Origin of the sequence: Microbacterium sp. bgisy203, from assembly GCF_965345155.1 — a bacterium.
Classification (GTDB): Bacteria; Actinomycetota; Actinomycetes; order Actinomycetales; family Microbacteriaceae; genus Microbacterium.
The window spans coordinates 50,657-71,766 of sequence record NZ_CBDRLZ010000011.1; the positions used below are offsets into that span (position 1 = coordinate 50,657).

Genomic DNA, 21,110 nt, shown 5'->3' on the forward strand with positions numbered 1-21,110 from the left:
GAGATGCCACCTCAGCGGCACGGTCACCGATTGTTTGCTCGCTCGTCCCCATAACGCGGCGCCATCGACTCCATCTGGTCCATGACGAGCTTGATCGCCTCGGGTTGCTTGTCTGGTGGGTACTTGTACTTCACGAGCAGCCGCTTGATCGACGAGCGCAGCTTGGCGCGGACGTCGTCGCGCACGGTCCAGTCGGTGCGGACATCGCGGCGCATCACGGCAACGAGCTCCCGGGCGATCTGCGCGAGCACGTCCTCACCCTGCACGTCGACCGCCGACTCGTTGGTAGCGACGGCGTCGTAGAAGGCGAGTTCGTCACTCGAAAGCGGCGGGGAGAACTGCGTGCCGCGGGATGCCTCGGCGGCGACCTCCTTCGCCAGCTCCACTAGCTCCGCGATCACCTCGGCCGAGGTCAGCTGCTGGTTCGTGTACCGGTTCATGATCTCGGCAATCCGCTCCGAGAACGCCCGCTGACGCACGAGGTTGCCACGGGTCGCGCTCGCGCCGGCATCCGTCAGTGATTTGCGGAGCGCCTCGATCGCGAGGTGCGCATTCGGCGCCGCCTGCGCTTTCGCGAGGAACTCCGGTCCGAGGTCGTCGAGGGCGAGCCGCGGAAGACCGGCCGCGTCGTAGATGTCGAGGACCTCGCCGGGGGCGATGGAGTCGGCGACCAGCGATCCGAGCAGCCGCGAGATCTCTTCGGGGATCGGTTCGTCGCGTGACTGCCTTTCGGCGGCATCGAACTTCGCCATCCACACGCGGACCTCTTCGTAGAAGGCGATCTCGTCGTGCAGACGGGCGAGTCCGTCGCGACCCGACGCAAGGGCCCATGCCCGCGCCAATTGGCCGGTGGCGGTCCGATACTTCACCGAGAGGCGGTCGTTGCCGAGGTCCGGATCGTTCAGCGGGTTCGTCGCGTCTCGCAGGAAGTTGGTGGCGGTGGTCGCCGCTGTTCGCCATGCACGTGAGCCGCCGCGCGCGACGATCGCCCGCCAATCGCAGCCGGCAAGCATGTCGCGGATTTGGGCGACGAGCTCCATCGCGATCGCGACCGCTTCGTCGACGTTTCGTCCGACGGGCTTGTTCTCCTGATCCGATGTCGTGTACTCCGCGAGGGCATTCGCGAGATTGTCGGCGAGCGGCGCGTACGCGACGAGCAGCCCGTCCTCCTTGCCTCGGAAGGTGCGGTTGACGCGCGCGAGGGTCTGCATCAGCAGCGCGCCCTTGAGCGGCCGGTCGAGGTAGAGGGTGTGCAGCGGCGGGGCATCGAAGCCGGTCAACATCATGTCCTTGACGATGACCAGTTCGAGCTCGTTGTCGGCATCCTTCAGCCGCGCTTTGATCGCCTTGTTCTCAGAGTCCCGGCGGACGTGATCGCTCACGGGCGGCTGGTCGGATGCCGACCCCGAGTAGACGACCTTGATCTTTCCGGCGTCCAGCGCATCGGAGTGCCAGTCGGGCCTCAGTCGGACGATCTCTGCATAGAGTCGCGCGCAGATTTCGCGCGTGCCGCCGACGATGAGCGCCTTGCCGGGAGACTCGAGGAACGGCTTCATCCGCTCTCGCCGTTCCTCCCAGTGCTGCACGAGGTCCGCTGCGAGTGTCTCGATGCGCTCCGGCGCCCCGTAGACGGCGTTGACGACGGCGACGGACGCCTCGAGGCGAGCCCGCTCGGTGTCATCGAGCCCCAGGGTGTACTCATCGGCGGCGCGGTCGATGTCGTCTTCGCTCGCGCCGTCGGCGAACGAGACCTTGATGAGCCGCGGCTCGAAGTAGACCGGCACCGTCGCGCCGTCGTCGACGGCCCGGGTGAGGTCGTAGATGTCGATGTAGTCGCCGAACACCGCACGCGTGTTGCGTTCGGCGAACGAGATCGGCGTGCCGGTGAACGCGATGAGTGTCGCGTTGGGCAGCGCGTCGCGCAGGTGCCTCGCGTAGCCGTCGAGGTCGTCGTAGTGACTGCGGTGCGCCTCGTCGACCACGACGATCACGTTGCGGCGGTCGGTCAGGAGCGGGTGCTGCGTACCTGACGCCTTCTCCGTGTCGGTGAGACCGAACTTCTGCAGCGTTGTGAAGTAGATGCCGCCCGTGACACGGTTGCGCAGCTCGTCGCGTAGTTGCGCGCGTTCACGCACCTGGACGGGCTTCTCGGCGAGGAGGAGGCTCTGGTCGAACGTCTGGAACAGCTGCCCGTCGAGTTCGGTGCGGTCGGTGACGACGATGACGGTGGGGTTCTTGAGCTTCGGATGCCGCGACACGAGATTCGTGTACAGCTCCATCTCCATGGACTTGCCCGACCCCTGCGTGTGCCAGACCACGCCGGCTTTGCCGTTCGTCTCGACCGCCTGCACCGTCGAGCCGACCGCCTTCGCCACGGCGAAGTACTGGTGCGGCTTCGCGATGCGCTTCGTGAGCCCGTCGGCGTTCTCGTCGAACGCGGTGAAGTTGCGGACGAGCTGCAGGAACCGCTCCTGATTGAACAGGCCGTTGAGCGCGTCGTCGATCGGCTCGACGGAGACGCCGTCCTCGACCCGCGGCTGCGCGAGCGGCAGGCCATCGTCGTCGACGTTCCACGGCGCGAAGTGGTTGAGCGGCGTGAAGGGCGTGCCGTACTTCGCGCCGATGCCATCGGTCGCGAGCGTGAGCACACAGAACCGGAATGCCGTCGGGAACTCGCGCAGGTAGGTCTGCAGTTGCTTGTGCGCGTCGGCGACTCCGGCGGATGCTGAGCCAGCACGCTTGAGCTCGACGACGACCAGCGGCATCCCGTTCACGAACAGCACAATGTCGAAGCGGCGGTGCAGGTCACCGCGCCGGAGCGTCAGCTGGTTGACGGCGAGCCAGTCATTGTCGGATGGGTCCGTGCCGAGCAGTCGGAGCCGCGGGTTCTGCTCGATGCCGTCGACGTCGATGTAGCTCAGCGGATATCCGCTGACGAGGTATTGGTGGATGCGGTGGTTCTCGGTGATCGCATCCTGCGACTTCGGAGCCGCGATCTCCGCGACCGCCTGCTGCAGATACTCGCCCGGGATGCCCGGGTTCAGTCGCCGAAGCGCGTCGAGTAGGCGGGGCCGGATCAGCAGGTCATCCCACGTATCCCGTTCGCCCGTGCCGGGCGCGACGTGGTCGCCGTGAACCGGGCGCCAACCGAGAGGCTCGGCGAGTGTTTCCAGGGCGTCGTTCTCCCAGTCAGCCTCGGACAGTGCTGTCATGGTGTGCCGCCTCCCTCAACGCTCTCGCCGAACGCGTCTTCGCTCGACACTGCAGCCCACACTTCAGTGGCGACCCAGCGCTCGCGGCCCCCGCGCCCCCACCTGCCGGCGGATCGCACCCAACCGCGCTCCTCCGCCCGTCGAAGCGCGGCTGAGCCTGCGGGCCTGCTGACCCCGGCATGCCGCATGACCGTCGCGACCGTGACGACCGGGTTGCGGAAGATCAGGTCGATCACCGAGCTGAGTGCCGATCGATCGCCGATGGCCTCGCGCCGATACCGCTCCCGTATCTCCACGAGCGCTTGGATACGGGCGGCTGCCTGGTTCGCTTGCTGTTCGACGCCCTCGCAGAAGAACTGCACCCACTCCTCGATCTCGCCACGCTCGCGAACTGCCTGCAAGCGGTCGTAGTAGGCGTCACGATTTCTCTCGAAGTAGCCAGAGATCGGCAGGATCGGGGCACTGAGGACGCCGTCTGCGACGAGCATGAAGCCGATCAGCAGCCGACCTATTCGGCCATTGCCATCGAGGAACGGATGGATGGTCTCGAACTGATAGTGCATGAGCGCAGCGCGCAGGACGGGGGGCATCGTCGAAGGCTCGTTGACGAATCTTTCCCAGTCCGCCAAGAGGTCGCCGATCCTGTCTTGATGTGGAGGGATGAATCGCGCCGTTTCGGGGCGCGCATTGGGCGAACCGATCCAGACGGGCGACCTGCGTAGTTCCCCAGGGAACTTCTCCTCACCACGCACGTTCGCCAACAGCGTGGCATGCAACGCGCAGAAGAACCGCTGCGTCAGGGGCCATTTCTCGAGAAGTGCCCTGCCCTGGGCAGCCGCATCCAGGTAGTTGTTCACCTCGCGCAGGTTCTCATCCTCGATCGGCTCGTCCGAGCTCTCCGCGCTGAGAACGTCGCTGAGTGACGCCTGCGTTCCTTCGATACGAGAACTCGAGACAGCTTCCTGCGCCATCGAGGGACCCAGCAACAGTTCAGGATCGTTGATGAGCATCGCCAGCCCCGAGAGTCGCCCGAGCGCGATGTCGGCCCGCGACACGGCCGCCATCGACTCCGGCGAAAGTTGAAGGGCTCGAGGGATCGCGGCGGGGAGGAAGTAGGGATGCGTCCATGCGCCGGTCGGGTTCGTTGTGAGCTCGCCAAATCGCGTGCTCACGTAAAGCTCGGTTCGCACCAGGTCATCCCTTTCGAAGCGCTCGCGAAGAAGTAAGAGAAATCGTGACTACCTTACTTCTTCGTGCTGTTTTGGAAAGACGATGGTGGCCAGCCACCCTTCTCCGACGATGGGGATGCCGTAGTCGCGGGCCTTCTTCGCCTTGCCCGACAACGAGTCGGGATCTGCTGCGACGACGAGTTTGACCTTCTTGGTTACTGACGGATGCGGCACGAACCCGCGCTCGCGCAAGTCCGCCTCCCACTCGCTCCGTTCGCGCAGCATCTCTCCCGTAAGCACTACGAGATCCCCGGGCGACAGCTCGAACGCCGACGCGGCCTGACCCGTGCCCGCGACCGGAGCGACGTCATCCACCGCAGCGGCGACAGCCTCGTCGTCGTGCCCCAGAAGCGCACCGACGTCACGGAGCGTGGCGCGCTCGTCCTCGGTCAGGATGCCGTCCGCCCAGGCCCGGCGTTCGAGCTCGACGAAGTAGTCGCGGTGGATCTCATCAACGGCGTCACGGGTCAGCCCGAGCTCGGCCGCGACTTCGGCGAGCTGGGCCCCTTCGCTCACCGAGATCAAGCCATCGATCAGGCAACGGTCGAGCAGAGCGACGTATCGGGCTCCGGCGCCCTCCACGCGCGCTCGTTGGGCATCCGACGAGATCCGCTCGAGAAAGCTCACTGGCGCCGCGCCGGCATCACTTCGAACCTTCACCGCGACGCCGGTCCGGCGTCCGGTGGGATAGCTGTAGGCGCGGCCGGACTCGGCGGCCTGCTGCCAGTAGTCCAGCCACTCAGGCCGCGTGCTGCTCTCAGCGTGGAAAGCCGCCAGCAGTCGCGCGGCGGCGAACGAGTCGGCGCCCGCGCTGTGCGCGTGTCCGATATCGATGCCGTAAGTGGTGCAGGCGTGCGACAGGGAACAGGACCCGCCGAGCCCGAACCTCGAGCCGAGAGTCATCGTGCAGACATGCGGCGTTCCGCCGCCGAGCCAATAGCCGGCGCGCTCGAACTCTGCCTGCAGGAAGCGCAGGTCGAACGAGGCGTTGTGCGCCGCGAAGACACGGCCCTGCAGCAGCTCGGCGAACTCGGCCGCGACGTCGCTGAACGTGGGTGCGTCGAGCACGTCCGCCGCATGAATCCCGTGGATACGCTGCGGCCCGAGATCACGCTCGGGGTTGATCAGCGTCTCCCACCGCAACGAGATCGTGCCGTCATCCTCGACGTGGGTCACGCCGATCTCGACGACCCGGTGGTGGTACGACGGCAGGATGCCGGTGGTCTCGAAGTCGACGACAGCGAATGACATCTGGCTGGGTCCTCTCGGTCGGCTACTTGGTGAGCTTCTGCTCGGCCATCTTGCGGACGACGTCGAGGAAGCCCGGGACAAAGTCGGACCAGGAGCTGCTCACTTTCTCGACGTCGAGCTTCCCGGTGTGGACTTGCTCGCATAGGCGCATCCACCCCTCACCGGTGGCGGCGGTGAGTGCGCCGGCGACGCCGGCGTTCATGACGCTGCCAGCGCCTGGGATCAGCTTGAGCATGCTGCTCGCGAGGGCGCGCCCGGCGAGCTGCGCTCCAACTTGGGCGAGAGCACCGGCGGACATCATGGTCTTGATCTCGAGGTCGTAGATCGTGGCGATGCGCGCCATCATTCCGAGCTGGATCGGCGCCAGGATCGCGGCATCGGCGATCGGAACCGGGACAGCGGCGGCACCTGCTGCCGCAGTCGTTGCAGCGGCGATGACGGGACGGGCGAGTTCTCGCTTCCAGGGGAGGTTGAGTCGTTGTGCGATGCGAAACGCGTCCTTCTCGTTGTCCGGCGAAAGGGCGAGGGTTTCCGCGACGAGCTCACCGAGACCATGCCCTTTGCCCTTCCCGTGCTTGTCCTGCGTCGAGGTGAGAATCACGCTGCGGTAGGGGATGTCGATCGGCAGGCCGGTCTGCGGGTCGACGGGCTCGTTGAGCCACTCGACGAACTTCTCCACACCCTTGGCCACCCCGTGCTGACCCGTGATGGGGTTCTTGATCCAGTCGACTTTGGTCAGCACCAGGATGACCGGAAGACCTTGCGTGTCGAGCTCGCGGATCATCGCGATGTCGGCCGGTGTCAGGCGGTCATCGTTGGCCTTCACGCAGTACCAGACGACCGAGATCTGCTGGAGCTGCGGGCTCTTCGAGATTGTGTCGAGGTGAGCTCGCAGTTGTTCCGCGGGCGGCACCTGTGACCCGATCTCGAAGCCTTCGACGTCCCAGATCCCGAGCGAGTCATCGTTGAAGTACTGGACTCCCCGGGTCACGGGAAGGCCCTTGCCGACCTTCGCCCAGTCCCGACCGAACACGGCGTTCACGAGAGAAGACTTGCCGACGCCGGAACTCCCGATGATCGCGAGGTTGAAGCGCCCGAACTTCGATCTCGCTTCGGCTGTCGCGTCGAGGAACGGCTGTTCGTCGATGTCGAGTTTCTCAGGCCGGGGCGTCAGACCGTCGGTCATGGGGCGCTCTTCTCCTTCGGATGCGTCGCCGGGCGTCACTTGGTGAACTCGAACGTGAGGGTCGCCTCGGGCTCGATACCCTTGACGATTCGTGTGTAGAAGGTCTCGGCCTGGACCTCGAGCAGGGATCGGTAGTCCTCGATGTGGGAGGCGATCACGTCATCGGTGAGCAGGTCCTCGACAGCGGCGATCTTGTCGATCTCCGGAGTCGTCCAGCTGAGGATGCCGTTCGACTCGGTCGCGACGCTGAACTTCGGATCTGAGTAGCCGAGGTAGATGAACGTCGGGACGGTGATCGTGTAAGCCTTGTCACCGGTCTCCACGATCTTGATGTCTTTGCCTTCGATGCCGAACTTGGCGTCGAGGTCGTACTGGATGAACACCTGCCGGTCGGAGAACGGGATGTCGAAGAGTCCGAAGAAGCTCTGGTTGTCGCTTTCGGTCTCGATTCCGCCGACCCCCGCGGTCACGAGGATCACCTGCTCTTCGCCCTTCACAGAGCGCACAACTTGGACCGAGCGCTCTTCGCCCGCACCGAGCATCTTGCCGACAGCGATTCCCCCGAACGCTGCGGCTCCGATAAGCAGCAGGACGAACAGGACGAGCAAGAACTTGGCCCATCCCGGTGTCTTGGCGTGCGGCTTCTGCGGTTGGGCGGCAGTAGGTGAGGCGGTGGACGTCATGCGGCGGATCTCCCCAGATGGATGCGGCGGTGCATTCGTACTTCGAACCTAGAGGCTGTGCAGGCGAGCTCGTTCATACGCCCGCCTGATCAATCAGATTCTCCGCGTCGTGAACACGGAGTTTGCCCGACATGAGCTGCGGCAGCAGCGCGTCACGGGTAGCAGTGAGGGTATCGTTCTCGGCGCGGGCTGCGTCCTGGCACGCAGAGAGAGCTCGGAGCTTCGCGCCGAGATGCTCGGCCCGCTCACGACTCGGTATCCGAACGCGGGCGCGTCCGAGTTCGATTCGGCTGAGCTCGGTTTGACCCGTGCTGCCCTCACCGAGGGCTTCGATGTCTGCTTCGATAGCGAGGATCGCCTGTCCGATGACCGCGGGATCGCTGACGTCGGGGTCGGGTCTGACGATCGTGATGTGCGAGTCGACCGTAGCCCGCTCTGCGAGAGTCCAGCGCGCGACGCGTCCGAGAGTGCCTTGTCCTGTCGAGTTGACCAGGATGTCGCCGACGGCAAGGAGCTTCTCCTGCTTCACCTTTGCATCATCTGTCCACCGGGATGGCTCAAGCGAAACCAGCTGATCGCGCACACACTTCTGATTTAGCACTCGCGTGCCATCACCGTCAGGCAGATACCGCGGCGTGATACCCCGCGCGAGCAGGATCGAGACTTCATCGATCGGCAGTTCAGGGCCCCCGTCGCGGATTGCCGAGCGATATTCCGCTATGGCGACCGAGGCGGTGTTGGCGGCGAGGGCGGTGTTGGCGGCGATCTTGTCGTCGAGGGCGCCCAGCACCTCGGCGATCGCCTGCTGCTCGAAGAGTGACGGGAGATCAAGTCGCCAACGTTCGCGGAACAACTCGAACTGGAAGTTGGCGATTCCTGTCGACTGATTCTGGAATTCCCAGGTCCCGCCGCGGTTGTAGAGGTCCTGCAGCGCGTAGTAGACAAACGCTGGAGACGCCTTAGTTCGGTTGATACGCACCAACCGGCAGAAGCTGGCGGGAATCACGTCGTCGTCAACTGACGAAAGGAGCTGGGGCGAGGCAAAGATCGATCGGCCGGTGGGGCGGTCCTTTGTGCCCCCAGAGACCTCAAGGACAATGTCGCCCTCGCGCAGTATGCGACTCGCGGCCTTCTTTGACGGCTCATAGCGCAGGGGTGCCGACGCAAGATCGCGAGACTCCGCAGCGGGGAAGTCGGCGCCTCGCATCACTCGCACCGGCACCATCCCATCGGAGGGCTGGTCCTCACCCCACCCACCACCTACCGCGAACTCGACGAGTTCACCGAACGCAACGTTCACGAGATCCTCGCGAGCTGCTCACGCACGACGTCGGCAAGTCGCGCCGACTCCGCAAACTGCGCCTCAAGCTCAACTTGCAGTCGCGCGAGCTTCTCCTCGATCGGCTCGCCGTCTGCCTCAGCTTCGGCGGCGCCGACATAGCGGCCCGGAGTCAGTGCATAATCAGCGGCCTTGATCTGAGCGAGCGTGGCCGAGTAGCAGAACCCCGGAACGTCGGCGTACTCGTCGGGCGCAGCATCCGATTCGACGCCCCGCCACGTGTGGAACGTTCCCGCGATCCGAGCGATGTCCTCGTACGACAGCGCACGCTCGGCGCGGTCGACCATGTGGCCGAGGTTGCGGGCGTCGATGAAGAGCACCTCGCCGGCGCGCTTGCCCTTGTCCTTCGCGAAGAACCAGACGCACACCGGGATGCCGGTCGACCGGAACAGCTGGGTCGGCAGCGCGACCATGCAGGAGACGAGGTCGGCTTCGACGATCTCGGCGCGGATCTGGCCCTCACCACCCGAGTTCGACGACATCGAGCCGTTGGCCATCACGACGCCGGCCTGACCGCCGGGTGCTAGCTTCGACAGGATGTGCTGGATCCACGCGTAGTTCGCGTTGCCCGCCGGCGGCACGCCGAATCGCCAGCGCGGGTCGGACTCGTTGCGTGCCCAGTCTTTGATGTTGAACGGCGGGTTCGCCATGACGAAGTCGGCCTGCAGGTCGGGGTGCAAGTCACGGGCGAACGTGTCGCCCCAGCGGGGGCCGAGGTTGCCGGTGAGCCCGTGGATGGCGAGGTTCATCCTCGCCATGCGCCACGTGCGCTCGTTCAGCTCCTGCCCGTAGACCGAGATGTCGGATCCTTCGCCGTGGTGGGCGTCGATGAACTTCTCGGCCTGCACGAACATGCCACCCGACCCGCACGCGGGGTCGTACACGCGCCCGTGCGTGGGCTGGAGCATCTCGACGAGCACCCGCACGACGCCGGCGGGCGTGTAGAACTCGCCGCCGCGCTTGCCCTCGGCGGCGGCGAACTTCTCGAGGAAGTACTCGTACACCTCGCCGAGCAGGTCGCGGGCACGACGCCCGTCAGACCCGCCTTGCCCCTGCGTCGTGAACCGCGCCGAGTTGAACAGATCGATCAGCTCGCCCAGCCGACGCTGGTCGACGTTGTCGCGGTTGAAGATGCGCGGCAGCGTGCCCGACAGCTGCGGGTTCGCCTGCATCACGGCATCCATCGCCTCATCGATGAGCAGGCCGATCGTCTTGTCGACACCGTCGACCGATCCGCCCTTCGCGTGCTCGGCGAGGAAGCCCCAGCGCGAGTTCACGGGCACCCAGAACACTCCGCGGCCGGTGTACTCGTCGGTGTCGTCGATGAGCTCCGCGATCTGCCCCTCGTCGTATCCGTCGGCGGCGAGTTCGGTGTGGATACCGGTGCGGCGCTCGTCGAAGGCGTCCGAGACATACTTCAGGAACACGAGGCCGAGGATGACGTCCTTGTACTGTGAGGCATCCATCGAGCCGCGCAGCTTGTCTGCCGCCTTCCAGAGCGTGTCCTTCAGCTCTTTCATGGTCGACGGCGCCGCGGGCGCGGCTTTCGGTGTGCGGGGCATGGGTGTTCCTTACTGCGTGTCTGCCGCGTCCGCGGCGTGGTCCAAGTCGATGATGGTCACCGCGCCTGACGTCGCACCGGCGACGATCAAGGCGGCATAGTCAGTGAGGCTCGCGGCGCGGACCTCGAGATCTCGGCGGGCGGTCGCGATATCGGCGATTGCCTGTCGGAGCGGCGCCATCGTGCGCGGGGCGACGCGACGCAGCGTCCACCGCTTCCACGCACCAGGCCCGGCGGGCCCACCTGTGATGTCTGCGGCGACGATCTCGGGCACGAGACCGCCGGGATCAGCGGCCGTGATGCGCAGCACACGGGCCGGGTAGGCGACGACCTTCGAGCCGTCGGTGTCGACCCACGCGGCGGCGGTGGGGCTGGTGCGGAAGATCACGTCGCCGGGGCGGGTCAGCTGCGCGGACGGATGCTGGGTCGCGAACGCGAACTGGTCGACGCGCGTATGGCCGATCGACGCGGGCTGGTCGAGGTCGGATGCGGTCACGACGACGAGTCCTTCCGAGCCCAGCAGCACAGGGTCAAGGCGGGTGCCCTGAACCCTCCTCACGTGTCCAGCACTGATCAGCTCTGCCACGGACATGGCGCGCGGCACGTCGTGCGGATCGGGCGCGATCTCGATCGGGGTGATGTCGGAGCGAACTGCCTCGGCGGCGATGTCGAGGAGGGCGGGAAGTTCTGCCGCCTCCTCGGTCATGGCCGAGGGCTTCCGTGTCGCCGATGCCACCAGTGAGCCGCTTCGTGCCTGCAGGGAGGTCGTACGCACGAATGTGGCAAACCGGAACTGGTGGGCACGCAGATCGCGACCACTGCCCATGCCCGCCATCAGGTCCGAGATCAGGTCGGCGCGCGTCGCGGCGGTGAGTTGCACGCGCGTGAGATCCGCGACCGCGGTGATTCGTCGCGCGGGTGCGACCTCGACGGTTGGCTCTGTGAGAATCCAGAGCGCGAGGGATTCTCGCACCGCGCTGTCGACGAGGCCGGTCGACAGGCGTGCGATTCCCCGCACGCGCCCGGAGCGAAGGACGTCAGCGCGCGCCCGCTCGTCGGTGGGGGCCAGCGGGTCTACGAGTGCCCGCGCGGGGCCGATCACGACCGCCGCGTCCGAATCCCGCAGCGACAGGGAGATGTCGTCCACCGCTCGCAAGATCGCGGATACGTCCTCGCCCCGGTGTGACGGGACGCGCGCAACCACGACCGAGCGCGCCGCTGGGGCCGCTTCGTCGGCGAGCCAGTGCCCGTCGACGAGCAGTTGGCGTCGGACGTCGCGGGAGTCCGCGCCGGTGGGCAGGACGATCGTCACATCGTCATCGAGTTTGCCGGCAAGCGTCGAGGAGAGAATGGCGTCGCCGGCATCCAGCGTCACCGTCGCGTCGCCGCCGGCGAGGGCGATCGTCGCGTCCACGACCAGGGCGACCGCGTCGGCGAGAAGCGGTCCAGCGGATCCCGCCGCCCGGTTTGCTGCTGCGTGGCGGCGGGCGATGAGCGTCAGCGCCGCCGACGGCGAGTATGCCGCGTCGACCAGGCGGGTCGCATAGGCGAGCCACGGCGCACCGCGGTCCACGTGTGCAGAGATCTCGCGCCGGAGCACGCGATCGAGCGGGTCGACGTTGGCGGCCACCTCTTCGATCTGTGAAGGCGTGAGTTCGTCGAGGTCGTCGGTCTGCGCGTGCAGGGCGACGAGCGCCTGCAGTTCGGCGACCGCGCTCGCGTCGGAGAAGGAGAAGTCCGAGGGAGCTGCAGCCGCCGCGGCGTCCTCACGTGCCTCCGGATTGTTCCCATGCGCGGTGCGCACCAGCCAGTCGGCGACCTGCGCAGCCTCGAAGCACGGCCGGCCCCTCACGTCGGTGACGGCTGACGGAAAGGGATCCGGGGTCGACGCGAACCGCGAACGCCACATCGATGCCACGGGCCGCTGCACACCGGCCAGCCGGGCGACGCCGGTGAGGTCGAGGAGAAGCGGGGGCGCTGTGGACATGAGGTCAACCTACTCCCAAACTCTGCGCCACATCCACGATGACTGATAAGCAGCCTTATCAGTGATCTAGAGCCAGCCGCGTCGATTCCTGGTCCACGATCTGTTCGGCGGCATCACGTCGCTGTCACAGGCGGGGCGTTACTGGGGGGCGCCCCGCCTGTGGGATCCACTCCCCGCCCCTTATTGGAGACACTCATGACCCACGGCACACCGACCACCGCTGCGAACGAGATCAAGTGCCCGCACTGCGGCACCCTCTTCACCATCGACGAGGCGCAGTACGCCGACATCGTGCAGCAGGTGCGTACGACCGAGTTCGAGCTCGAGCTTCACGCACGCCTCGCCGCAGCCGAGAAGGCCAAGGAGATCGAGATCGCTCTCGCCGTGGCGAACGCGGCGCAGCAGGCACAGAAGGTGAGCGCTGCGAAGGACGCCGAGATCCAGCAGCTCACGTCCGCGCTCAAGTCGGCGGCGACCGACCAGGAGCTCGCCGTCGCGAAGGCAGTGTCGGCGGCGGACAAAGACCTCAACGAGGCGAAGAGCAAGCTGGACCTCCAGGCGGCCGAGCAGAAGGTCAGGGACGCCGCGCTCAAGGAGTCGCACACCAAGGAGCTCGCTCTCAAGGATGAGCTCATCGCCCGCTACAAGGACATGAAGGCGAAGCTCTCGGTGAAGCTCCTCGGCGAGACCCTCGAGCAGCACTGCGAGATCGAGTTCAACCGCATGCGCTCGCTCGCGTTCCCCAACGCCGTCTTCGGGAAGGACAACGACGCATCCGCCGGCAGCAAGGGGGACTACGTCTTCCGCGATTTCAGCGATGACGACGTGGAATACGTCTCGATCATGTTCGAGATGAAGAACGAGTCCGACGTCACCGCCACAAAGAAGAAGAACAGCGACTTCTTCGCCAAGCTCGACAAGGACCGCAACGACAAGGGCTGCGAGTACGCGGTGCTCGTCTCGATGCTCGAAGAGGACTCCGAGCTCTACGCCGGCATCACGGACGTGTCGCATGAGTACCCGAAGATGTTCGTCGTCCGCCCGCAGTTCTTCCTCGCGATCATCGCCCTGCTGCGCAACGCCGCGCAGGACACAATCGTGGTCAAGGCCGAGCTCGAGCAGATCAAGAAGCAGAACATCGACATCACCGACTTCGAGTCAGAGCTCGAGGGCTTCAAGTCGGCGTTCGGCCGCAACTACCAGCTCGCCAAGGGCAAGTTCGATACCGCGATCAAGGAGATCGACAACGCGATCGACCGGCTCCAGAAGGTCAAGGACAACCTGCTCGGATCTGAGAACAACCTCCGCCTCGCGAACGACAAGGCGACGGCGCTCACGGTCAAGAAGCTGACCAAGGGAAATCCGACCATGGCGGCCAAGTTCGCCGAACTGGACGCGACCGATGAGCAGGACGCGGCCTGAGTGCCGGCGCCGGAAAACCCGCTCGCTCCATCCCCTTCTTGCTGCACAACCCGCCGCTCACAACCAGTCACGGGGGAGAACCGTCTCCCGTTGTCTCACTCTTGTAAAGGACATCACCATGCGCACCATTACATCCATCTCGACGATCGCCGCGCTCGCGCTGTCGCTTGCCGCCTGTTCGGCCGCGGCGCCTGCGGATACGGGCAAGACGCCCGACACTACGCCGGCAGCGACGGCGACGCCTACTCCGAGCGAAGCTGCCTCGGAGTTCGGCGAAGCGGTCAAGAACTCCCGCGGCAATCTCGTCAAGACGATCGGGCAGCTGGCGGGTACATCCTCGCTGACCTCGGACGTGGTCACTTCGCGGTTCGCGGTGACGGATCTCGTCCTCGACCCCACCTGCGACAGCGGATTCCCTGACAGCCCCGCGAACGGCCACTACCTCGGCATCCACCTCAACGTCGAGTCGACCCCGGAACTCGCCGAAGAGGAGTTCCCGTGGGTGTCATTCACGCAGTACGACTGGCAGGCGTACGACGCCGATGGCAAGCGGCTGAACGACCCCATCGGCAACGCATGGACGTGCCTCGACTCGTCTCAGCAGCTCCCCGCGCAGATCGGACCTGGGCAGAGCGTCTCCGGCTGGATCGTCCTTGATGTCGCCTCGCCGACCGGCGCAGTGGTGCTGGCCATGGGCGGAAGCCCCGTCGGATGGGAGTGGGCTTACTGATGCGCGGCATCATCCGGCGGACGATCAGATGAGGGGCGGTAGGGGGCATCGGTCGTCGAGGGTGTGACTATGACCCGCGGAATCACGTCGAGGTAGCTCTCGACTCTGTAAGCGAGGGGCTCGGTCCCGGTCGTCGTGCCCCGCCTCGGGGCGCTCGCGCCGGAGGTGTCCGATGGGACGGAGATCCTGGCGACGACAGAGTGGCAGGCAGGACGCAGCGCAGCCCGCTACAACCCGCGCGATCTCTCCCTCATCCTTCGCGCCAAATGAGAACGAGTAGGACAAGGAAGAATAGATCAATGCACGCAGGCATCCGTGATGGTCGGAACCATCTAGACGCATCGCGCTCCACTTGCCTACATCAACGAAAAATACCTGGATAATCGGCAAATCACGAGCTTACTCTGGCGTCATGCGCGGGGGACTGGAGCGGTGGAAGCGGGGCGTCGATTCGCGCGGCGTCCGACAGGCGATCGCCTACGCCCTCGAGGGAACGTGCGACGCACACCGAGCGCACACGAGCGGCGCTGAAGCGCTCGAGGCGTACGCCGAGGCATCCGAATCGACCGTCACCCGGTTCATCGTCGCGAGTGGCCGGATCGGGAGCGATCAGCTCACCGCCGGCGGGCTGCGTGTCTGGATCACCGGTCACGACCCGATCACGGGGGAGGAGCGCGGCCACCAACGGCTGAGCCCCGACGCCGACCTACTCCTCGACGGGACGATCAACCACCCCAAGACCTACAGCATCGCCGCGCTCCTGCACCCCGAGCTCGCGACCGAGTTCGAAGCGCTGCAGGATCGCCTCCGCGACCGCATCCTGCTGACCTGGCAGACCGAGCTCAACGCCCGCCGCGGACACAACGGCGTCTTTCGGGAAGACGTGATGCGCATCGAAGTGGTCGAATTGCAGCACCGCCGCTCACGGGCGCTCGACCCGCACATCCACCGCCACCTGTGGTTGAACATCAAGGTCCTCGGCGCGGACGGCAAGTGGTCGAACCTCGACTCGCGTGTCGCGATGAAGCTGCACACCGTCATCAACGCCGAAGGCGAACTCGCCGCCCGCACCGACCCCGCATGGAGCGCGGCGCTCGCGCGCCACGGGTACACGCTCAACGATGCGGGGGAGATCGCCGAACTCGCCGGCGCTGTGCGTCCACTGTCGCGTCGATCGGCGCAGATCGAGTCCAACCGTGCGCGCCTGATCGCGGAATGGTCGGCCGAGCACGGAGGATCGGCGCCGAGCGTGGAGGTGCTGCAGCAGCTCGACCGGCGCGCGTGGGCGGTGGCACGTCCGAACAAACCCGCCGACATCGATGAGGTGTCGTGGAAGGCGACGGTCCGCGACGAGATCGCGGCGGTCGATCCGAATCTGATCGCGCCGCGCGCGGCCGTTCCCCTCGCGGCCAGCCAGCTGGAGGCCGTCGACCTCGATCCGCTCGCTGCGCAGGCCGTTGTCGACGCGGACCAACGGTCGACCTCGAGCGGTGGGAGGTTCAGCGTGTTCGACCTCCGTGCGGGCGCGATCCGCGCACTCTCGCGCACGGGCGTCGTTGCCGATCGTGACCGGCTCGACGGAGTCATCTCCGACGTCACCGAGCGCGCCACTCGTGCCGCGCACCGCGTCATCGCTGATGCTCTACCCGCGCACGTGAAGGCCTTCATGGCTACCGCGACCGTGCGCGCCAAAGTGCGCCTCGCTGGCCGTCTGGACGTGATCGCCCGACCAGGGCGCTCCCTGCTGCCGCACGAGCTGCGCTGGTTCGCGCACGACGAAGATGCTTCGGCTCTGGATGCATCGCAAGCGGTCGCGGCGTGCGCTATCGCCGGTACCGACGGTCTCGTCACGGTGACCGGCCCCGCCGGCACAGGCAAGACGACAATGCTCCGCATCACGTTCGCCGCGCTCGCGGCGCAGCGCCGGCGGATGCTCGTCGTTGCTCCGACGCGCAAGGCGGCGTCGGTGGCGTCTCGTGAGGTCGGGGCCGCGGCATCCAGCCTGCACGCACTTCTCTTGGACCACGGCTATCGATGGGGCCGCGATGAGGCGGGCGCGATGGTCTGGACGCGGCTTCGCCCAGGGGATGTCGACGTCGCGACGGGCGCCGTCTACGGCGGCCCGACTCGATACCCCCTGCGCCCACGCGATCGGATCGTCGTCGACGAAGCCGGCATGGTCGACCTGCAGGCGGCGAACGTTCTCGTCGAGCTCGCGATCGAGAACGGTGTCGGCTTGGCATTCGTGGGGGACACGCATCAGGCGGTGCCGGTCGGGCACGCGGGCGCGATGGGTTCCGCGATCCGGCACGCGAACGCCGCCGTCGAGCTCGACACGGTGCACCGGTTCCGCGATCCTGACTACGCGGCGCTCACGCTACGGCTGCGGAACGCGGGTGAACGCGAGCAGGCGCTGTCGGTGGCGCGCGAGCTCGCGGGGAGTGGTCACGTCGACCGGGTCGATCATCTCGACGCAGCACGCGACCAGATGATCGAGGCGTACTTCGAGTGGCATGCGCGCGGCAAGCGCGTGACGCTCGTGTCCGGCACGAATGCCGAAGCGGATGCCATCAACGACGCCATCCAGCAGCGGCGCGTCGAGGAAGGCGAACTCGACTCCGGCACAGTCGCTTGGGGGATGGGGGAGCAGCGCCTCCTCGTGGGCGACACCGTTCAGACCCGCCGCAACGACCGGCGCACCGGCGTCGAGAACCGTGCACAGTGGATCGTTCGCGAGATCCGCGACGAGTCCGTCGACCTCGTGTCGGTGGGCGACAGTGGCGAGCTGGCGCGTGTGTCTGCCGACTACGCGCGCGAGCACCTGCAGCTCGCGTACGCGTCCACCGTGCATGGCGTGCAGGGTGACACGGCCGACGCGTCGGTGGTCGGTCCCGGTGTCGATGCCGCGGGGCTCTACGTCGGCCTCACCCGCGGGCGGCTGCACAATGCCGCGATCGTCGTCGCGCGGACGGACGACGAGGCCCGCGAGTGTCTCGCTGATTCGATGCAGCGCGGCACGCCCGAGTTGACGATGCAGGATGCGGTGCGCGCCGCGGCGGCCGAGTTGCGACGTGCGGCGAGGGAGCAGACGGTACAGGCGGCTGCCGGGCCGATAGTTGGAGGGCCGACCGCGGGACGGGGGATCGGGAGATAAAGCCGCTCGATTAGCGGGCGGTCATCGAGAGAGCTTGCGGGCGGACTATCCGTGCGCCTGGGAGGGCGTATCGGTGTGGTTCGCGGACTCTCCCCGATTGCTGCCCTGAAGGACCGGCAACCGCGCACCTACTCTGTGAGTGGAGCAAGGTGATCCCCACACCTTGATGCGCCCGATCCCGCCCACGGTGCCGGCCGACGAAATCGACGGGTGCGTCGCGGCGCCAATCGCCGCTCACGGCTGACCCCAGCCCCCATAACACCTCCCGGCGTCGGGGCTCAGCCGCGTTCAGCCCCTCGCGCGAGGTATCAGCCGTGCGAGGACGTCTATGGGCCACGGAGCGGCGACGACCATTAGCTCCCATGTGTCGATGCTGAAAGTTCGTGGCTGTACTCGTACGACGTCGACGTCAATGAGTGTCTTGTTGGCGATTCGAACAGTCGGCTCACCGTTGGAGATGAAGTCGATTTCGAGCGTCGCCCGTCGATGAATGAGCTGCGGCCCCACGTGAAACTCCGCCCACTCCCACCCGTCGCCGTTGCCATAGGTAAGCATGATGTCTCCGCGTGCGCCTCAGTCGCCCACCACGAGTGCGCCGCCCGGTTCAACGCGGAATGTCAGATCGCGCCCTGCATCAAAAGCGCTTGTGGGGATATCGGCGCGACTGTTCGACCGCAACCGGAACTCGACCAAATGGGGGTCCGCGATCTCGACGCCGTTGACGCGTACTTCAAGGCCGAGATCTGGCGTGGACTGTATGAGCCTTCGCGTCGTGACGGTGTATTCGAGCCGACGTTTCGGGTGGTCTCTAAAGTACCCGGCGACGGCGAACGCGCCCACAACGAGAGCGACGGCCACGCCGATGATCGTCCACGTCAATGTCCAGTCCCACGCGTCGGACGCGGGCGTGTTTGCGGCTCCCCAGTGCATGCGTTCACACTATCGGCGGGCGCGACGCGACTCGGCGTCAGCCTCGTGCAACCGGACGGCCGCCTCTTGCTGCAAGCCGGCCTGTTGGATCGCGGGCCAGGCGCGCGTAAGAACCGCGTGCGTGCCGCGTAGCGGCGGGTGCCTGGCCAGCTCTAGCACGCAGGAGATCGCCGCCGCCCTGTTGAACTCGAGCATTGTCGGGCCGCCACCCCATGGTCGCTGGAAGTCACTCACGACCTTCGGATTCGCCAAGGTCGGGCAGATCGCAGTTGCTGTACTTCGCGAGAATCTCGTCAATCGTTGCGCGATCCTCCGGCGAGAGGTCGGGCATGTGGGGCTCGACGCTGGTCACGGTGCCTGACATCGCCGCAAAGATTGGGTATCCGTCCTCGGGATCGTGGGGGCCTAGACGGTTGACCCAGGCACACCGCATTGACTCTGGGCGGAAGCGGTGACTGTTGATCCGAGGAAATAGCGCGTTCATCTGCACAGCGAGGCAAGTCAGCACGAGATCTTCGTCTGGTGCGTAGAAGGCCCAGTCATGGTCCTTCGGGAAAGGGGTGTCGCCCAGTAGCGGCAGGGCGCCATCTGGGAAGTTCCCGCTCTGACCGGCGGGACCGTGCAGCACTGCCCGCACAAGCCCCTCGGACTCACGGACCACCGTGCCCCACTCGTAAGGCTGGGCACTCGCTTTGTGGTCGAGGACGGTGCGGAACTGTCGCGCGTCGGTCAACACATCGAAGTGCGATGGCAACATTGCGTGCGGCTTGAGCCAGGCGAGAAACTTCGAGTTGCTCCGGTGAGGAACTTCGCCCATGCTGTCGTGGAGTTCCGGACGGAAGCGCACCGCGACGCCAACTAGGGCGGATAGTGCCGAGTAGTACATCAGGAAGAATCCTGACGTTGCGTCGAATAGCTCGCGCTGGAACTCGGTGCGTTCGGCGAGATTCGGTTTGTAAAGGCTGCTCGCGGGGACGAACTTCCGGCGCGCATCCTCCACCTCATTGCGCCGCTTCATAAGCTGACCGAGGTTGTAGCCGAGTTCGCGGACAGCCTTGAGCTCGGACTCCGAGATGGTCCAGTGTTCGGTGGCCTCGTGCAGCCAATAGTTGATGTAGCCGGGCCCGACCCGGAACAAATCGTCGACACGCCCCCACGCATCCTCGTGATTCGGCGTCTGTTCGTGTTGCTCGTGCATGATCCTCCCCAGGAATGGATCACAGCGTAGCGAAAGCCCAGTACATCGCGCCGAGCTCGTCTTGCGTCGTGGCCTCTCGGGCTCGCGCTCCACGCCAGGGACCTTGCCAGACGCCCGCTGAGTCCCCGCCAGTCTTCAGCGGAGCAGCGCGCTTCGCCTCGTGACTGTCGAGGAATCTAGCGCACGATCGGGCAAAGTGGCGGCAGGCCCCCACGCGACGACCACCTCTCAGATCCGTCGCACCGCGGCTGAGCATCGAACTCGAGGCTTTCGTCGGCGCGAGGAAGCGTACGCCCATCGACATCTTCCGCGGCGCGCTTGTCGACCCGCGTTCGTTCGCCTGCTCCCCCATCGCAATCACGCAACCTGGCGCGGCGGATGATGCGATCGATCCGCGCGCAAGGGTAGTCTCGCGGAGCGGCGTGGCCATCTGCCGCGCACTGCGATGGGGAGCATCTGGGTGTCACGCAAGACTGAACCGGTTGGCACGATCACGATCAACTACTCCGATGGGAGTTCCAGGGATGTCGCGATCCAGCCCCCCGGAGCCGCGATCCGGTTCTCGCTGGGGACCGCGGAAGCGCACGCCGTCATTTGGCGCATGTGGACAGGATCAGCGACGACAGACATCTACCTGTCGGTGCGTGACGGTCGGAACGGCGGCAACTCCAAGTACTCCTTTCACGCGTCCGGCGACTGGCGTTTGCAGTATGAGTACTCCGAAGCAATCAAGCGCGGAGTACCGCGAGTGATAGATCAGTGGGACAAGCCCGTCGTAGATTCAGACGGCTTGATCTTCGTGACCCGGATACTGACGCCCTCAGACGACATCGTCGTCAACGCGAAGCCAGAAAAGGACGCCGCCAAGATCGGCTGGATCACACCGGCGCCGAACGGAATGCTCAACGGCCTGGCGGTACTCATGGCACCGCCGGGTCGTGCACCGTTACTACCTGCAGATGCGCATCTGGTCGCCGCCATGAGCTTGGCCGACGGTTCGCTTGTGTTCGTTCTTCATTCTGCGAGCGAACTTCAGCCCTACGAGGAGGACATCTTCGCGCGGATGCGTAGGGAGGCCGCGAAGAACCCGCCGCCTGGTGCGCCCGCGACATACGTTCCGCGAGCCGACCCCGAGTACAGGTGTCAGGTCAATGCGCACGAAGGAGCAGAGAAGGGCCCGCACAGCATCTGGGATCTTCTCATGTAGCTCGGCTCGACCGCGCATCGC

14 protein-coding genes are annotated in these 21,110 nt (G+C 66.0%); 4 read left to right on the forward strand and 10 right to left on the reverse strand.

The features are described 5' to 3' along the window. Positions 1-23: 23 nt before the first annotated feature. The 8 genes from ACRVYW_RS13315 to ACRVYW_RS13350 form a co-directional block, all read right to left on the reverse strand. Positions 24-3,212: a type I restriction endonuclease subunit R gene (locus ACRVYW_RS13315; RefSeq protein ID WP_431805227.1), complete on the reverse strand. Its 3,189-nt coding sequence runs from the start codon at positions 3,210-3,212 to the stop codon at positions 24-26. Continuing rightward, positions 3,209-4,402, reverse strand: coding sequence for a Fic family protein (locus ACRVYW_RS13320; RefSeq protein ID WP_431805228.1), 1,194 nt, complete (start codon positions 4,400-4,402; stop codon positions 3,209-3,211). Before ACRVYW_RS13320 ends, ACRVYW_RS13315 begins: the two co-directional genes overlap by 4 nt. A gap of 48 nt (positions 4,403-4,450) precedes the next feature. Beyond that, positions 4,451-5,692, reverse strand: a complete 1,242-nt coding sequence (locus tag ACRVYW_RS13325) for an exonuclease domain-containing protein (protein WP_431805252.1) — start codon at positions 5,690-5,692, stop codon at positions 4,451-4,453. A 22-nt stretch (positions 5,693-5,714) separates the two neighbouring features. After that, positions 5,715-6,878 (reverse strand): GTPase, encoded by a 1,164-nt coding sequence (locus tag ACRVYW_RS13330; RefSeq protein ID WP_431805229.1) that lies wholly within the window; start codon positions 6,876-6,878, stop codon positions 5,715-5,717. Positions 6,879-6,913: 35 nt separating this feature from the next. Next, entirely contained in the window at positions 6,914-7,561 is a 648-nt protein-coding gene (locus ACRVYW_RS13335; protein WP_155947607.1) for a hypothetical protein, read from the reverse strand. A gap of 73 nt (positions 7,562-7,634) precedes the next feature. Then, a complete protein-coding gene (locus ACRVYW_RS13340; RefSeq protein WP_431805230.1) occupies positions 7,635-8,861 on the reverse strand; it encodes a restriction endonuclease subunit S in 1,227 nt (408 codons plus the stop codon). Beyond that, complete coding sequence (locus ACRVYW_RS13345) at positions 8,858-10,462, reverse strand: type I restriction-modification system subunit M (RefSeq protein ID WP_431805231.1); 1,605 nt, start codon at positions 10,460-10,462, stop codon at positions 8,858-8,860. Before ACRVYW_RS13345 ends, ACRVYW_RS13340 begins: the two co-directional genes overlap by 4 nt. A gap of 9 nt (positions 10,463-10,471) precedes the next feature. Continuing rightward, positions 10,472-12,448, reverse strand: a complete 1,977-nt coding sequence (locus ACRVYW_RS13350; RefSeq protein ID WP_431805232.1) for a hypothetical protein — start codon at positions 12,446-12,448, stop codon at positions 10,472-10,474. Between the two features lie 195 nt (positions 12,449-12,643). Between ACRVYW_RS13350 and ACRVYW_RS13355 the strand changes: the two genes are divergently transcribed. The 3 genes from ACRVYW_RS13355 to ACRVYW_RS13365 all read left to right on the forward strand — a co-directional run bounded on the left by ACRVYW_RS13355 (position 12,644) and on the right by ACRVYW_RS13365 (position 17,754). Continuing rightward, a complete protein-coding gene (locus ACRVYW_RS13355) occupies positions 12,644-13,870 on the forward strand; it encodes a DUF2130 domain-containing protein (RefSeq protein WP_431805233.1) in 1,227 nt (408 codons plus the stop codon). 118 nt (positions 13,871-13,988) lie between these two features. Continuing rightward, on the forward strand, positions 13,989-14,600 hold the full coding sequence (locus ACRVYW_RS13360; RefSeq protein ID WP_196324645.1) for a hypothetical protein: 612 nt from the start codon (positions 13,989-13,991) through the stop codon (positions 14,598-14,600). A 412-nt stretch (positions 14,601-15,012) separates the two neighbouring features. Further along, a complete protein-coding gene (locus tag ACRVYW_RS13365; RefSeq protein ID WP_431805234.1) occupies positions 15,013-17,754 on the forward strand; it encodes an AAA family ATPase in 2,742 nt (913 codons plus the stop codon). Between the two features lie 573 nt (positions 17,755-18,327). Here the strand turns inward: ACRVYW_RS13365 and ACRVYW_RS13370 are convergent. Both ACRVYW_RS13370 and ACRVYW_RS13375 read right to left on the reverse strand, forming a co-directional pair. Beyond that, positions 18,328-18,684, reverse strand: coding sequence for a hypothetical protein (locus ACRVYW_RS13370; RefSeq protein ID WP_431805235.1), 357 nt, complete (start codon positions 18,682-18,684; stop codon positions 18,328-18,330). Positions 18,685-18,910: 226 nt separating this feature from the next. Continuing rightward, positions 18,911-19,882: a hypothetical protein gene (locus ACRVYW_RS13375; protein WP_431805236.1), complete on the reverse strand. Its 972-nt coding sequence runs from the start codon at positions 19,880-19,882 to the stop codon at positions 18,911-18,913. A gap of 460 nt (positions 19,883-20,342) precedes the next feature. On the opposite strand from ACRVYW_RS13375, the gene ACRVYW_RS13380 reads away from it, so the two are divergent. Next, positions 20,343-21,089 carry a hypothetical protein gene (locus tag ACRVYW_RS13380; RefSeq protein ID WP_431805237.1) on the forward strand — a complete coding sequence of 249 codons (747 nt, stop codon included), beginning with the start codon at positions 20,343-20,345 and terminating at the stop codon, positions 21,087-21,089. Positions 21,090-21,110 lie beyond the last annotated feature (21 nt).